At 44.4% G+C, this 15,829-nt stretch carries 11 protein-coding genes; 8 read left to right on the top strand and 3 right to left on the bottom strand.

What is annotated here, in order from left to right:
• Positions 1-2 precede the first annotated feature (2 nt).
• Positions 3-743, top strand: coding sequence for a 23S rRNA (guanosine(2251)-2'-O)-methyltransferase RlmB (gene rlmB / locus ACXAH1_RS01190; RefSeq protein ID WP_138550805.1), 741 nt, complete (start codon positions 3-5; stop codon positions 741-743).
• A 31-nt stretch (positions 744-774) separates the two neighbouring features.
• Here the strand turns inward: rlmB and yjjG are convergent, their stop codons facing one another.
• The 3 genes from yjjG to ACXAH1_RS01175 form a co-directional block, all read right to left on the bottom strand.
• On the bottom strand, positions 775-1,470 hold the full coding sequence (yjjG, locus tag ACXAH1_RS01185) for a pyrimidine 5'-nucleotidase (protein WP_475193119.1): 696 nt from the start codon (positions 1,468-1,470) through the stop codon (positions 775-777).
• Entirely contained in the window at positions 1,467-2,000 is a 534-nt protein-coding gene (gene yjjX / locus ACXAH1_RS01180) for an inosine/xanthosine triphosphatase (protein WP_475193117.1), read from the bottom strand. The genes yjjG and yjjX overlap by 4 nt, the downstream gene beginning before the upstream one ends.
• 74 nt (positions 2,001-2,074) lie before the next feature.
• The gene (locus tag ACXAH1_RS01175; protein WP_138550802.1) at positions 2,075-2,974 is read right to left on the bottom strand and encodes a phosphoribulokinase; all 900 of its coding nucleotides are present in this window, start codon (positions 2,972-2,974) and stop codon (positions 2,075-2,077) included.
• 170 nt (positions 2,975-3,144) lie between these two features.
• Here ACXAH1_RS01175 and ACXAH1_RS01170 point away from each other — a divergent pair, with 170 nt between their 5' ends.
• From ACXAH1_RS01170 to ACXAH1_RS01140, 7 genes are all read left to right on the top strand, one after another.
• Positions 3,145-4,017 carry a TolB-like translocation protein gene (locus ACXAH1_RS01170; protein ID WP_475193115.1) on the top strand — a complete coding sequence of 291 codons (873 nt, stop codon included), beginning with the start codon at positions 3,145-3,147 and terminating at the stop codon, positions 4,015-4,017.
• Positions 4,018-4,094: 77 nt separating this feature from the next.
• Complete coding sequence (gene galE / locus ACXAH1_RS01165; protein WP_475193113.1) at positions 4,095-5,111, top strand: UDP-glucose 4-epimerase GalE; 1,017 nt, start codon at positions 4,095-4,097, stop codon at positions 5,109-5,111.
• A 1,077-nt stretch (positions 5,112-6,188) separates the two neighbouring features.
• On the top strand, positions 6,189-9,704 hold the full coding sequence (gene hsdR / locus ACXAH1_RS01160) for a type I restriction-modification system endonuclease (protein WP_475193112.1): 3,516 nt from the start codon (positions 6,189-6,191) through the stop codon (positions 9,702-9,704).
• 291 nt (positions 9,705-9,995) lie between these two features.
• Positions 9,996-11,099 (top strand): protein adenylyltransferase Fic, encoded by a 1,104-nt coding sequence (fic, locus tag ACXAH1_RS01155; RefSeq protein ID WP_475193111.1) that lies wholly within the window; start codon positions 9,996-9,998, stop codon positions 11,097-11,099.
• 55 nt (positions 11,100-11,154) lie between these two features.
• Positions 11,155-12,747, top strand: coding sequence for a class I SAM-dependent DNA methyltransferase (locus tag ACXAH1_RS01150; RefSeq protein WP_475193108.1), 1,593 nt, complete (start codon positions 11,155-11,157; stop codon positions 12,745-12,747).
• Positions 12,748-14,112, top strand: coding sequence for a restriction endonuclease subunit S (locus ACXAH1_RS01145; protein ID WP_475193107.1), 1,365 nt, complete (start codon positions 12,748-12,750; stop codon positions 14,110-14,112).
• Positions 14,113-14,121: 9 nt separating this feature from the next.
• On the top strand, positions 14,122-15,828 hold the full coding sequence (locus ACXAH1_RS01140; protein ID WP_475193106.1) for an AAA family ATPase: 1,707 nt from the start codon (positions 14,122-14,124) through the stop codon (positions 15,826-15,828).
• Position 15,829 lies beyond the last annotated feature (1 nt).

The raw sequence follows: 15,829 nt of genomic DNA, 5'->3' as shown, positions 1-15,829 counted from the left end.
TTTTGAGTAATGAATTAATCTATGGTTTCCATTCCATTGAAGCCATTTTATCTACCACCCCAGAGCGTTTTTTAGAGATCTATGCGTTAAAAGGGCGGGACGACAAACGCCTTAATGCGGTAGTCAATGAAGCGCGCAAGTTCGGTATTTCAGTCCAGTTTATGCAACGTAAGGCGCTGGATAACAAAGCCAATGGTGAGCAACATCAGGGGATCATTGCCAATGTGAAAGCCGCCAGAATACTCAATGAGCGCGATCTGGATGAGATCTTAGCCAGAGAGTCTGCGCCGTTCTTTTTAGTACTGGATGGCGTTACCGATCCGCACAACCTGGGGGCCTGTTTACGTAGTGCCGATGCCGCGGGTGCACACGCGTTAATCGTGCCAAAAGATAAATCTGCAAAACTAAACGGCACGGCCCGAAAGGTGGCGTGCGGAGCAGCAGAAACAGTACCGCTTATTCAGGTAACCAACCTGGCACGTACCCTCAGAGACATCAAAGAAGCGGGTGTCTGGGTCGTTGGTACCGCAGGTGAAACAGAGACTGAACTATTTGATGCCAGTCTCACAGGGCCTATTGCAGTGGTGATGGGAGCTGAAGGTGATGGTATGCGCCGGCTAACTCGCGAACATTGCGATGTTTTAGTGAAAATACCTATGGTAGGCACAGTGTCCAGCCTGAACGTGTCGGTGGCCACTGGCATTTGCCTGTTTGAGGTGCTGCGTCAGCGAAATGCTCAGTAGCCCCATGGTCTGGCGCATGAGAAAGGCAAGCTTAGCTTGCCTTTTTTGTTTCTGAATCCAGCAGCAGCGTCTGTAACTGAGACAGGGTATCGACCGTGTAGGTCGGACTGATCTCTGCCGGGCAAGTGGCACCAGGGTGGCGTAGCCAGCAGCTGTCGATACCAAAACGGTTGGCACCCAGCACGTCACTGGCGGGGGTGTCGCCAACCATGAGTACCTGTGACTTATCCGGATTGCCCAGTAGTGACAGGGCATGCTCAAACACTCTTGAGTCGGGTTTCGCCACGCCTACCAGCTCAGAGATGACAATGCTATGAAAATAATCTTTAAATCCAGTATGTGCCAGGCGTTTTTCCTGTAGGGCTGTAAAGCCATTGGTGATGATAGCCAGGGTGGCTTTGCCTTGCAGGGCATGCAGTAATTCAGCTGCCCCTGGCAGCGGCTTACACAGCTCAGCCATGGCTTCCAGAAAGCCCAGATTGAGGTTCTCAGCTGGCACATTCAGGCGTTCGGACCAGAATTTAAATCGTGTCACTTGTAGTGTCTTTGCTGTGATTTCGCCGTTCTGATATTGCACCCACAGCGGTTTGTTGATGCGCTGATATTCTTCATTATCGGCTTCACTAAAGTCCACGCCGTAGCGGGCAAACAGGGTTTTCAGACCTAAAAAGGCATTGAAGCTGAACAGGGTCTCATCGGCATCGAAAAGAATATGGGTATATTTCATGAATACAGCTCGGCATGATTAAAGGGGGCCATAGCCAGCAGCAGGGCCTGGGTATAAGCACTTTCGCGGGTCGCCAGGTGATTGGTCAGTAACCCAATTGCCCCACCTTTTTGTTTAATATTGTCGGTATCGAACATACGGTCCATAACATGGCCCAATTCTTCACCGCCAAGCAATGCATCATAAATGCGTTGCGGCAGTGGCAGATTGGCGCTGCGACCTACACTTTCCTTTAGTCCGTCAGATATCACCACAAAAGCAAAGGTAGCGGGGCCGTAAGCAAACTGGTGGGCACCGCCCTCCATAGCGCAGTAATAATCGGCTGTGTGGTGGTCAACTAAGTGATGCACGCGATTTTGTGCACCTAACAGAGTGTCCGGCTCTCCCAATGGTTGATCAGCGACCCCACTTGGAGCATGCAAGCCTTCACACTGGATATCGTGATCCGGGTAATACTGCGTAAATATCTGCCGTGCGGCATTGATCTTAACCGGGTTCTTTGACCCGACGAGTACCTTAATAACTGCCATTTGCGATGCCCTGAAAAATCGCTAGTGTAACGGCTGTGATAGCACGGCTGCAAGCGGTGAAGTGTAACCGGGCGTTAAACTGGTAAGTCGAGCGGAACGATTTGCTCAAGCGCCCGTTTTTTGGTGAGCAAGTCTTTGATAAGTGGTGTTAATACCAACTCCATGGCCAGACCCATTTTACCACCTGGCACGACCAAAGTGTTCACTCGGGACATAAAGCTGCCCTGGATCATCTGCAGATAATAGGGAAAATCAACGTCTTTGATATCCCGAAAGCGAATTACCACAAAGCTCTCATCCAGCGATGGGATGTCTTTGGCGCTAAAAGGATTGGAAGTGTCTACCGTGGGAACGCGCTGAAAGTTGATATGGGTACGCGAAAACTGCGGCGTGATGTGGTTAATGTAATCATCCATACTGCGCACAATGGAAGTCATTACCGCTTCTCGTGAGTGGCCTCGCTCATGGGTGTCCCGGATCAGTTTCTGGATCCATTCCAGATTAATAATGGGCACCATGCCTATCAGTAAATCAACATGGTGGGCGACATCGTGCTCTTCGGTAACAATGCCACCGTGCAGACCTTCATAAAACAGCATATCACTGTTGCTATCCAGCTCCTGATACGGGGTGAAAGTACCGGGTAGTTGGTTATAGGGTACAGCGTCGTCAAAGGTATGCAAATAGCGCCTGACTTGCCCGGTGCCAGTCTGACCATAAGTGGCAAACAGCTCTTCCAGGGCTGCAAAATCATTGGCTTCCTGACCAAAGTAACTCAGATGTTTACCTTCTTGCAGGGCCTCTCGTTTTAGCTTGTCCATTTCCGGGCGGGTGTAACGATGAAAGCTATCACCTTCTACGATTTCGGCTTTGGCGTCCAGGCTGCGAAAAATATGCTTTATCGCAGCTGTCGTGGTGGTTGTACCGGCACCAGAACTCCCCGTGATCGCAATGATTGGATGCTTTGCAGACATTTTGTCCCCTTACCTGGCCCAGCTGGACTGAGCGTAACTTCCGATTAACACCATTCGATGTTACTCGATAAGGGAAAATTCGCAAGGCATTTCGCGGTGACTTGAGCGCCAGAGATTGAGTTCCTGCTGTCGCTCGGTATGATAGCGAAAAAAGCAAGGGATATAACACAATGACATTGTTGAAAAAGATTATCGCAACCTGGTTGCTGCTGGGCGTAACTCAGGCGTTAAGTGCAATGCCAGTATCGCAACTCTGGCTGGTAGAAGAGCAAGGCGAGGCACTGTCAGTAACGCCAATCAGCACGGCAGATGGTTATCACAATCAACCTCTGGTTGTCGACAATGGTGTCTACTTCACTCAGGAAGTATCCAGTGAGGATGGCGCACAGACCGATCTGTTTTTCTACGATTTTACGACACAGAACGCTCGCAATCTGACTAACACTCCGGTATCTGAATATTCTCCGACGTTATACCCTCATGGTGATGGGCTCTCAGCTGTGGTGGTTGAAGCCGATGGCTCACAGAAGCTCTGGTATTATCCATTTTCAAAGGAGCAGTCGCCTCAGCGGCTGTTTACCCATATCTCCCCCGTGGGGTATCACGCCTGGGGGGAGAATGATCAGCTGGTGATGTTTATTGTTGGTGAGCCGCACACGTTGCAGTTTACCGATTTAAACGGACACCTGCCGAAAGTCCTGGCCAGTGATATTGGCCGTACTCTGGCTTATAACGCCGCGCGCAAAATCTACAGTTTTACCTATACCGAGCAGGGACAGCAATGGTTCGCGAGCTTTGATGCGCCAACCCAGATCATCACCGGGCACTTTGCATTACCTGCACAGGTGCAGTACTACACCTGGTTTGATGACAATACGGTGGCTTATGCCATTGCAGGTCGAATTTATACACGTCATTTAGACAAGCCGGAACAGGTCACTCTGTGGCGTAATTTGTCAGCATATTGTCCCGGCACAATCTCGCGTTTGAGTAAGCAAGGAAAGCGATTGGTGTTTGTGTGTGACCCGGCAAAGACGAAGTAGCACTTTGCTGGCCAACCACTGACACATAGGACATGATCAATTACAATGAGCATTATTATGGATTCAGGAAAAGAAATATGACCGTCTTAGTTACCGGTGGCGCCGGATATATTGGCTCACATACCGTTTTGGAGTTACTTTCTGAAGGAAAGGACGTCGTCATTGTTGACAACTTGAGTAATGCATCACAGCAGTCATTGCAGCGTGTCCAGGCCTTAACCGGGCGCGATGCAACCTTTTATCGCGGTGATATCTGCGATAAAGCCTTTCTGGACAAGGTGTTTGCTCAGCACCAGATCAGTCAGGTTATTCACTTTGCCGGCTTGAAAGCGGTGGGCGAATCAGTACAAAAACCAGTTGAGTACTATCAAAATAATGTTCAGGGCACGCTTACCTTACTAGACGCGATGCGCGACGCTGGGGTATTCCAGCTGGTGTTTAGCTCGTCTGCCACTGTGTACGGCGATCCGGCCAGTTTGCCCATTCGTGAAACGTTTCCTGTTGGCGGCACAACCAACCCTTATGGTACGTCAAAGCTGATGGTGGAGATGATCCTGCAGGACTTAGCCAAGTCTGATGAGCGCTGGGCGTTTGCCATTTTGCGCTATTTTAATCCGGTTGGCGCGCACGTTTCGGGTCAGATTGGTGAAGATCCCAATGGCATACCCAACAACTTATTACCTTACATTGCCCAGGTTGCGGTGGGCAAATTGGCACAGTTGGGCGTATTCGGAGACGATTACGATACCCATGACGGCACTGGCGTAAGAGACTATATCCATGTGGTTGACTTGGCCATTGGTCATCTTAAAGCCTTAGATAAGATTGCTGAGCAGGCTGGTAGCCATATCTATAACCTGGGGACAGGCAATGGTTATTCGGTACTGGATATGGTGAAAGCCTTTGAAAAGGCGGCGGGAAAATCCATCAACTACGAAATTAAACCACGCCGCGACGGCGATATTGCGGCTTGTTATGCTGCGCCTGAAAAAGCCCTGAATGAGCTGGGTTGGCGCGCTGAACGTGGCATTGATGAAATGATGCAGGACACCTGGCGTTGGCAAAGCCAAAACCCGAACGGGTATGAAGGTTAACCCTTCAACAGGCGGCTCACTATGGTCGCCGACTCCTCAACCTATCTGCGCTGGATGAAACTAACCACAACAGCGTGTATAATTCTTCCCCTTATCTATTGTGATGACCACAAGCGGCGCCTAATTTGCAGAACATAGGCTGGAATGTGGTTCGTTTATTGACGCTGGTGGCGGTTTTGAACCGTGATCAGAGTGTTTCAGAGGTAGTATGACAAACTCAGACAATTCAGGCTCAAGCCCAGTAAATACAAGCGATACAGCGTTTCGCCGCTTTTCCGTTGCACCTATGTTGGACTTACACAGAGCAGACTGAAACCCTTGGTAGGTAAGGCTTTGAAGGTGTCTCATAAATTCTCGGGTCCTATTTGGGGTCCAAAATATCCCAATTCAATTCGTTCTGAATTAGCTCAATTGGTCCTTCTTCTTTTTTCCATTCATAAATTTAAGTGTTAAGTCGATTATTACTCAGTCTTGATTAGGCTGAACGGGGTATTTTTTGTGTATTCCATATGATTGCCTGCTTACGGCAATTTTCGGATACGTTTTTCAATGTATTTCCGTATTTAGCTCTTTAGCTCTTAAGCGCTTAATACGAACCTCTCTAGCTTTCAGACCTTTTTCAGTCTTATAGCTACCAAAGAGCAGCCGCCGAACTGGTATTTGATGCCATAGTAAAACTATGCGGTGAACTGCTTTAACTCTGCATATTATTCCTCGCAGGAAAACGATCATCCTGCAATAGCCGCCAATTTCATAGGGATAAGAGTTTCTGCAAGATATTGCAGGAAAAGAGCTAGATAGAGAGTGTTTTAACATCAGAGCATGAGGTCATGACGCTAGCTTAAATGACAATAGTTCTGCGAGTCATTGCAGAACTATAAACAAGCGAGCTGTAAGCTATCTTCTGATCAGAATGATAATTCAAATTTCACTTTAAATAGAATTCTGCAAGGTATTGCAGAGAAACGGTTATATCGTCTTGCCAAGACTTTGACTAACCCTCTGTGAAAGTTGAACAAAATCCGTTATTCTAGGCAACAATAAGACAAAAAATAACGGCTCGAAGGAACGATATCAGTGGCGAGTAATTTCAGTTTTTTAGAAAGTCATGACCCTATTTTTTATCAATTAGCGCATAACGCAGAAGCCGTTTTTGCGACAGACCCAAATACTACATTGATAAAATTGCGACAGTTTGGCGAAGCAATTGCACAGGAAATTGCGACTGGTGCAGGGATTTTTTTTGATGAACAGACTAGCCAAAAAGATTTACTCTTTAGAATTCATCGTGACTTAAATTTAGATCCGCTTATTAAAGATGTCTTTCACCACCTTCGTATTGAAGGCAATAAAGCAACTCATCGGTTTAAGACAAAACATAAAGAAGCCATGGACGGGTTACGTGTTGCTCGCCAACTGGCAATTTGGTTTCATAAGTCGTCAGATAAATGCCCAGCCAATTTTAAGCCAGGTCCATTTGTGCCGCCAGAAGACCCAAGTGAACACCATAGAGCACTGCAAAAACAAATTTTAAAGCTACAGTCTGAACTGACAAATACTCACCAACAGCTTGAGTCAAATCAACAGCTCACTCAGCTCTTACAGCAAGAAAAAGAAGAGTACGCCGTATTAGCTGAGCAAATGGACAAAGAGGCTCGCCAATATAAATCATTGTTCGAGTCACAAGATAAAGAGTTAGAAAAGCAGCGTGCTGAATTCAACGAAAAATTAGCAACGACGCAAAAACAAGAGCAGCAGCAAAGCGACGAAGAAAAACAAGCAACCAAACAAAAGCAAAAGATTTATGCCAAGCAGCTTAGAGAAGCCACTAAGGTGCTATACCTCAATGAAGAGGTTACTCGTATTGTTATCGATCAGCACTTAATTGAAGCTGGTTGGGAGACAGATACTGAAAACTTAAACTTTAAAAAGAACAAAACTATGCCTGAAAAAGGCAAAAACATGGCGATTGCCGAGTGGCCAACGGAGTATGAGGGTAAAAAAGGCTATGCCGATTATGTTCTGTTTAAAGGGTTAACACCGATAGCAGTGGTAGAAGCTAAAAAAGAAAACACCAATGTCGCCGGTAAAATAGGTCAAGCTGAACGCTATTCCAAAGGATTTAAAAATACGCCTCCTTTAATACCAGCTTGGGAGCTTGAGGGCAGAACCATTGCATGGCCAGAGGGAGAACAAGGCCACTACCATGTGCCATTTGTGTATTCATCTAATGGACGTCCGTTTGTAAAACAGCTAGCGGAACAATCAGGGATTTGGTTCCGCGATGTGCGTGACCACAGTAACATTGCAAGGTCGCTAGCTAATTTTCACAGCCCAATAGGCCTTGAAGATAAATTAACTCGCAGTAAACAAGCTGCAGAGCAAACACTAAAGAACGAAGGTTTCGGCTACCTTAAGCTGCGCGACTATCAAGAAAAGGCAATTAAAGGCGTTGAAACAGCGTTAGCGCAAGATGCCCAGCAATGTTTGTTAGCCATGGCAACAGGCACAGGTAAAACCCGAACGATTATTGGCTTGATGTATCGATTTTTAAAAGCTGAGCGCTTTAAACGGATATTGTTTTTAGTCGACAGAACGTCTCTTGGGACTCAAGCACTAGATAGCTTTAATGAAGCGCCACTCGAAGAAAGTAAACCGCTTTCTAAAATTTATAACATTGCTGAGCTTGGCGATATGGCGGCTGAAGCAGAAACACGTATTCAAGTGGCAACCGTTCAGGCAATGGTTAAACGCTTATTTATGTCAGACTCGCCACCGCCTGTTGACGAATTCGATTGTATTATTGTTGATGAAGCGCACAGGGGTTATACGCTTGACCAAGAAATGACTGAAGGAGAGCTTGAAACAAGAGATGCTTCTCAGTACCTGTCTAGCTATCGTCGTGTGCTCGATTATTTCGATGCGGTGCGTATTGGTTTAACAGCTACGCCAGCGAAACATACAACTGAAATATTTGGCAAACCCGTATACACCTACTCATATCGTGAAGCCGTTGCTGAAGACTGGTTAATTGACCATGAACCGCCTATTCGATACCAAACTAAGCTATCAAAAGCGGGTATTAAATTTGAGAAGGGTGAAAAAGTCAGTGCCATCAACACAGGAACAGGTGAAGTAGAGTCGGCCGAACTGGAAGATGAAGTTAACTTTGCGGTAGAAGCATTTAATAAGCGCGTGATTAACGAAAACTTTAATCGTGTGATCTGCGAAGAGTTGGTTAAAGAACTTGACCCATTTGGTGAAGAGAAAACCATGATCTTTTGCGCAACCGATATGCACGCTGACATGGTTAAACGCTTACTCGACGAATCCTTCAAAGAGATTTATAACGGCGATTACAATCAAGCTGCAGTATTAAAAATTACAGGTCAAACCGACAAAGTTGAAAAGGCCATTAGCCGTTTTAAAAACGAAGACTATCCGAACATTGCCATTACTGTCGATTTACTAACAACAGGTATCGATGTACCAAAAATTTGTAATTTGGTGTTTATGCGTCGAGTGCGTTCGCGCATTTTATATGAGCAAATGATAGGGCGCGCAACACGTCGTTGTGATGACATTGGTAAAACGGTTTTCCGTATTTACGATCCAGTTGATATATACGCTGCACTTGAAGATGTTTCTACCATGAAGCCTTTAGTGAAAAACCCAAACATCACCATAGAACAGCTAGTGGATGAGCTCACCGATGAGAAGCGTTTAGAAAAAGCCCTCGATACAAAAGGTGAAGCAGCAGATACATCCCATGCAGATGACTTGCTTGATCAGCTTAGCCAAAAGGTCATGCGTATATTGCGTAAGGCAAAGAAAAAAGCGGAGTCTCGACAAGACATCAAAGAGAAGCTTGAAGAGCTCACTCAGCTTTGGGGAACCGAAACAGATAAACTTCCACAGCACCTGCGTGAACTAGGTCCTAAGCAAGCAGTAAAGTTTATTAAAGATAGCGGTGGCTTATTACCTCAGCTTACTGCGGTCAATCTATTACTAGGCTCAGAGCGTTACCCTCTTATCTCAACACATGAGGATCAACTAGAGGTCCGTGAGCAAAGTTATGGCAAATATAAGCGTCCAGAAGATTACCTTGGTAGCTTTGAAAGCTTCATTAAACACCAAATTAATGAGTCAGTAGCGCTTGCCACAGTGGTTAACAAACCAAAAGACTTAACACGCGAACAACTGAAAGAAGTACGACTAATGCTCGATGCCGCAGGCTTTGGTGAAAAAACATTAGAAACTGCTTGGAAGAATAAAACCAATCAAGACATTGCGGCTTCTATCGTGGGGTACATCCGCCAAGCAGCTATTGGTGAAGCCTTAATGCCATTTTCTGAGCGTGTGCAACTGGCTATGCAGAAAATGTATCAACTGCACAACTGGGCACCTGCACAACGTAAATGGCTTGACCGACTCGCTAAACAGCTTACCCATGAAGTGGTTGTTGATAAGAGCTTTATTAATCAGCGCTTCGCAACACATGGTGGTATTAAAACGCTTAATAGAGTTTTGAATGACCAGTTAGACGATGTATTAAATGAAATAAACGACGCATTATGGCCTGAGCAGGCGTAAAACTGCCTTGAGCAGGCGTAAAACTGCCTTGAGCAGGCATAAGGCTAGCAAGACGGTTATGGCAACTGCGCATATTTAGGCATATGTATCTTTTTTGGCTTTTTCTATACATAACTTAATTACGTGTCGAAAAATTTTGATTATATCGACACAACTTCTTTATATGTCGATAGTATCGACATAAGTTTATTACATGTCGAAATATCGATCTTTTTTCGACATAAAGTGTTTACATGTTGATGCAATCGACATAAGCTAATCGTTATGTTGATATTTTAAGGTTTTTTAAACATGACATGGCAAGCTGAGCAGCCGTTTAATACCATGCCACCATTACCGCCGTTAGGTGATACCTTGGAAAGTATTGAAATACTTAAGGCATGTATACCAGCTAGGGCTGCGTTAGCAGAACTAAAGCAAGCAGGGGAGCTACTGCCAAACCAAGGCCTTCTGATCAACCTCATTCCATTACTTGAAGCAAAAGACAGTTCTGAAATAGAAAACATCGTCACTACAACCGATAAACTATTTCAGTATGCGCAAGAAGACAGTAGTGCTGATAATGCTACCAAAGAAGCACTACGATATCGTACTGCTTTGTATGAAGGCTTTATGCAGCTTTCAAGAAGGCCATTAAACACCAATACTGCAGTAGAAGTGTGTAGTACTATTAAGTCGGTTGAGATGGAAATACGCAAAGTGCCAGGCACTGTGCTGAGTAATCAGGCAACGAGTGAAATCATCTATACGCCACCAGTAGGCGAGCAAGTATTGCGAGATCTGCTATCAAACTGGGAGCAATTCCTTCACGCAGAAGATGATATTGATCCACTCATTAAAATGGCAGTATCCCACTATCAGTTTGAAGCAATTCATCCATTTATTGACGGTAATGGCCGTACTGGCAGGGTACTTAACATTTTATATCTGATAGAGCGGAATTTATTAACGCTGCCTATTTTGTACCTCAGTCGCTATATCGTACAAAACAAGCAAGACTACTATCGACTGCTCTTGTCGGTAACCCGTGATGGTGATTGGCAGCCATGGATTATCTACATGCTTAATGCAGTAGAACAAACCGCCAAATGGACAACCAATAAAATAGCTGCAGTGCGAGAGCTTATTGAACACACAACCGTATTTGTAAAAGAACAGCTACCCAAAATTTATAGCCATGAGTTAGTGCAAGTGATTTTTGAGCAGCCTTACTGCCGCATTAACAACTTAGTGGAAAGCGACATAGCAAAACGACAAACAGCCTCTGTTTACCTAAAGCAACTCTGCGATATTGGTGTACTAACCGAAGTCACAGCAGGTAAAGAAAAGCTATTTGTTCACCCTAAGCTAATTACGCTCATGACAACAGACAATAATAATTTCTTGCCTTACTAATTCGAGAAGCTTGCAGAAAGCTAAGTATAAAAGTAAGGCACATAAAGGACTCAAAATGACCAACAACGACATCGTACAAAAATTATGGAACCTGTGTGACGTATTACGTGATGACGGTATTAACTATTCAGACTATGTAACCGAGCTGGTATTGCTGCTGTTTATTAAAATGGTGCACGAAAACAACGAAGCCGGCATTTTAAACCGTCACCCATTGCCAGAAGGTTGCCGTTGGCAAGATTTAAGCGGTAAAGACGGACTTGTATTACTTAACGACTACAAAGCTATCTTACTTGCTTTATCAACCGGTAAACGCACTGAAGCAGACCCTGAAAATCCAGGTCAAACCATCGAAGTGACTATTCATGAAGATCCGCTTATTCAAGCAATTTATGCCGATGCACAAACACGCTTACGTGAACCTCGCCATTTAAAACAGCTTATTGAAGCCATTGATAAAATCGACTGGTTCAGTGCAGCAAAAGATGGCCTAGGTGACTTATATGAAGGCTTACTAGAGAAAAACGCGAATGAGACTAAATCGGGCGCAGGGCAATACTTCACACCGCGTGCGCTTATCGACTCTATGGTGCGTTGTATTAAGCCGCAAGCGGGGGAGGTTATTCAAGACCCGGCAGCAGGTACTGCAGGTTTCTTGATTGCCGCTGATAACTACATCAAAGAACAAACCGATGACTTGTTTGATTTAAACGAGCAACAGCAGCAATTTCAAAAAACTAAAGCTTATATGGGGGTAGAGCTAGTACCCAACACCCGCCGTTTAGCGCTTATGAACTGCTTACTGCACAATATTGAAGGCGACGACGAAGGCGCGGTGCATTTAGGTAATGCTTTAGGTCAAGTGGGTTCAAGTTTAGCTAAAGCTGATGTCATATTAGCAAACCCACCCTTTGGTACTTCAAAAGGCGGTGAAGCATCTATTACCCGTGACGATTTAACCTATCGCACTAGTAACAAACAATTAGCGTTCCTACAGCATATTTACCGTAACTTACAACCGGGTGGCCGTGCCGCGGTGGTATTACCGGATAATGTGTTATTTGAAGCTGGCGTGGGTACCGATATCCGTCGTGACTTAATGGACAAGTGTAACCTGCATACCATTTTACGTTTGCCAACAGGTATCTTCTACGCACAAGGCGTAAAAACCAACGTGCTGTTTTTCACTAAAGGCGCAGCAGACGATAAAAGCCAAAAAGAAGGCTGCACCAAAAATGTTTGGGTCTATGACTTAAGAACCAATATGCCCTCATTTGGTAAACGTACACCATTTGGTGAAAGCCACCTAAAACCTTTTGAAAAAGTGTTCGGCGACAACGCTGACGGCACATCACCACGCACCGAAGGCGAATACAGCTTCGACGCTCGCGAAGTAGAAGTCGACAACGCGGCTGAAAATAAAGGGGTAGACGATGAGTTAGCCCACTCACGTTGGCGCTGTTTTACTCGCGACTGGATCCGCGACTCCAAAGGTGACTCTCTCGATATCAGTTGGTTAAAAGACAAAGATAGTGTCGATGCCGCCGACCTACCTGCACCAGAAGTGTTAGCGCAAGAAGCCAAAGATGGCTTAACTACTGCACTAGCGGAGTTGGATGAGCTGCTGGCTGAGTTGAAGGATTTTTAGATGGATAAATTAATTGCTCCAACAGCTTGGAAGCTAACAAATGTTGGCGATATATTTACAGCAACGCAAGGTGTACAAATAGCAAAATCGAAACAATTGTTTTCTTCAGCACCTAACTATATTCGCTATCTTTATATTAGTGACTTTAAATCTGAAAACTCTCCAAAATATGTTGAGGATATTTATCCAAACAAGATTGTAAATAAGAATGAATTAATAATGGCAAATACCGGCACTCCAGGTGCAATTTTTACAGGAGGGTACGGTGTACTAAGTAATAATTTATTTAAAATAGGCTTTGATACTACTGCTATTAGTCGTGAATTTGCATATTATTTTTTTATTGGTCCAATTTTTAAAATTTACCTAGCAGAGAATCATAAACAAACAGCGCAGCCACATATAGGACACAAAGTATTTTCTGCTGCACCATTTACACTCCCCCCACTCGCCGAGCAGAAAGTGATTGCGGACAAGCTGGATAAGCTACTAGCGAAAGTCGACAGCATTAAAGCGCGCCTCGACGCCGTCCCCGACACCCTAAAACGATTCCGACAATCCGTCCTCGCCGCCGCCGTCAGCGGTAAATTGACGGAAGAGTGGCGCTTAGAAAATGGCATACATTGGGAGGAGTTAACCTTAGGAAAGCTAGCCGAAGTTAAAGGTGGAAAACGCTTACCCAAAGGAGAACAATTGATCGAAGAGAATACAGGATTTCCCTATATCCGAGCCGGCCAATTGAAACAGGGAACTGTAATCAAAACAGATGACGCCAGATCTAAACAGTTATATATAACTAAAGAAGTTCAGGCTCAGATCAGTAGATACACGGTAAGTGAAAACGATTTATACATAACAATAGTCGGGGCTTCTATAGGAGACGCAGGAGTAATCCCTCCTGAAAGTAATGGAGCAAATTTAACTGAGAATGCAGCGAAGTTAACCGACTTTAAGAAACCTATTGTAAGCAAGTTCTTGGCATACTGGTTGATGTCACAACCTTTGCAGGATTTAATTCGTTTAGAAATCAAATCTGGAGCTCAAGGTAAATTAGCATTAAAAAGGATTAAAGAATTACCTGCGCCATACACAGATATTAAAGAACAAACCGAAATCGTCCGTCGTGTTGAAAAGCTCTTTGCCTATGCCGATAAAGTCGAAGCCGAAGTCAGCGCCGCTCAAGAGCGCGTCAACAAACTCACTCAATCGATCCTAGCCAAAGCTTTCCGTGGTGAACTCACCGCCAAGTGGCGCGAGCAAAACCCTGAACTAATCAGCGGTGAAAACTCAGCAGAAGCCTTGCTTGAAAAGATCAAAAACGAGCGAGAAAAGCTAAAGCCTACAAAGAAGAGAAAAGCGAAATAAGGAAGTTGTATGAAGTTAATTAGTTTGGAGCTGACAGGAAGTTATAAGGGGTTACACGATAGCGTTTTCGACTTCTCTGAATCCAATAGTTTTTTACTCGCATTTATAGGGTTAAATGGGTGTGGTAAGTCGCAACTTTTGGAGCTTGTTGCCGAATCATTTGCATTTATAGAGCGCTGTCAACGTCGCGAGTTTAGAATTCGAAAACCATTAGGTTTTGATGTGGCTATAGTATATCAATTGAGCCGTCCGACTAATCACAGTGCTGGCTCAGCAAACATGGTCGCTGGTAGTCGTATGGCAGTTGCTGGAGGAATCCATAATCCAAAGTTTAAAGTTAACATCAAAACTGATGGTGACGTTAAATGTTATATTGATACAAATGAGACTTGGCAAAATATAGGTATTGGAGAACTGACTCTTCCTGATTATATCGTTGGTTATTCGTCAGGTCTGAATGAGAATTTGCAGCGAGCATTTTTAAAAAATGCAGTTCAATACTTTGATGTCATGAATACGAAGCTGAAATGGCGAAAAGAACTATCTGGTGAGCTGAATGATACTCAAATGGTTGAGGTGAATGAAAAATATTTAACCCGATATCCGCACATATTTGATGCTCCAACAGGTGAGGCTCTTGAACAAGATGGCCTTATGTCGCTTCGAGAAAGACCAGTTAGTCTTAGTCAGCTTGTATATTTAGATTATGACAGTGCAGGATTAGTTGTTGCTTCATTAGCCATGTTAGATCGTGCTTTCCGTCAAGATGTGTTTGATCAACTGAGATTCAAACATCCTTCTCGGTTGGTTATTGAGTATGATTTACGGGGAGACCTTGGGGAAGAGGAGTCTATTCGCGATATTAAAGTATTGATAAGGGTTGCGGGCAGAGATAACTTTGAAGGAATTGGTAAGCAAACAACAGATACCCAGTTCGATCTTTATGAACTGGACTACCTTCATGGAAAAATTGCATTTGATTTTAATGATGTTGAAACCTTGTCACGGCTCAGAGAAGAGAACTACAGCGATCCTGTAATTTTCTTTGCTCGTTTATATAAGTTACAACAACTTGGAGCCAAAAACTGGCGTGGTGTAGACAGGACTGCGCTAAGAAGAGACGACTTCCTTGGAACCGTTAAGAAGCCATTAAAAAGCAAATTGCCACTCACTATCCGGTTGATGGAATTGGCTGATGACGAAGGCGAGTTTGCTAACTATGATGACTTATCAGATGGCGAGGCACAATTACTCCAAACACTAGCGTGTTTAAAGGTATTTAGCCAAGATCCAAGTAATCAGAGGCAGGCGCTTTTTCTTTTTGATGAACCCGAAACTCACTATAACCCTGCTTGGCGAACGTACTTCCACAAACACATAAAACAGTGTTTAGGGGGAGACATCAGCAGAACTAAACTTCTAATGACATCTCATTCACCTTTTATGGTTTCATCCTTAAAGCAGGAAAATGTTTATTTCTTTGAGCGTGATGAGCAATTTAAAGTTCATATGAAACCGTCGCGTGAGCAAACTTATGGCGCCTCTTTTGATGTACTAATTAAGCAGTTCTTTGGTTTACGTTCATTAATTTCACAAACAGTAGTAGATGAGATTCGAAGGCAATTGGAGCAAGGAGATGCTCAAGCGCTTGAATGGATTCGAGAGAATTTGGGAAGCTCTCCCGAAAAGGCCTATTTGCTAAGGAAGCTTGGTTGAT

It is taken from the genome of Pseudoalteromonas sp. AWH4_217, from assembly GCF_056161105.1.
Note: the sequence above shows the minus strand (reverse complement) of the source record. Positions and strands in the feature narration are given on the sequence as shown.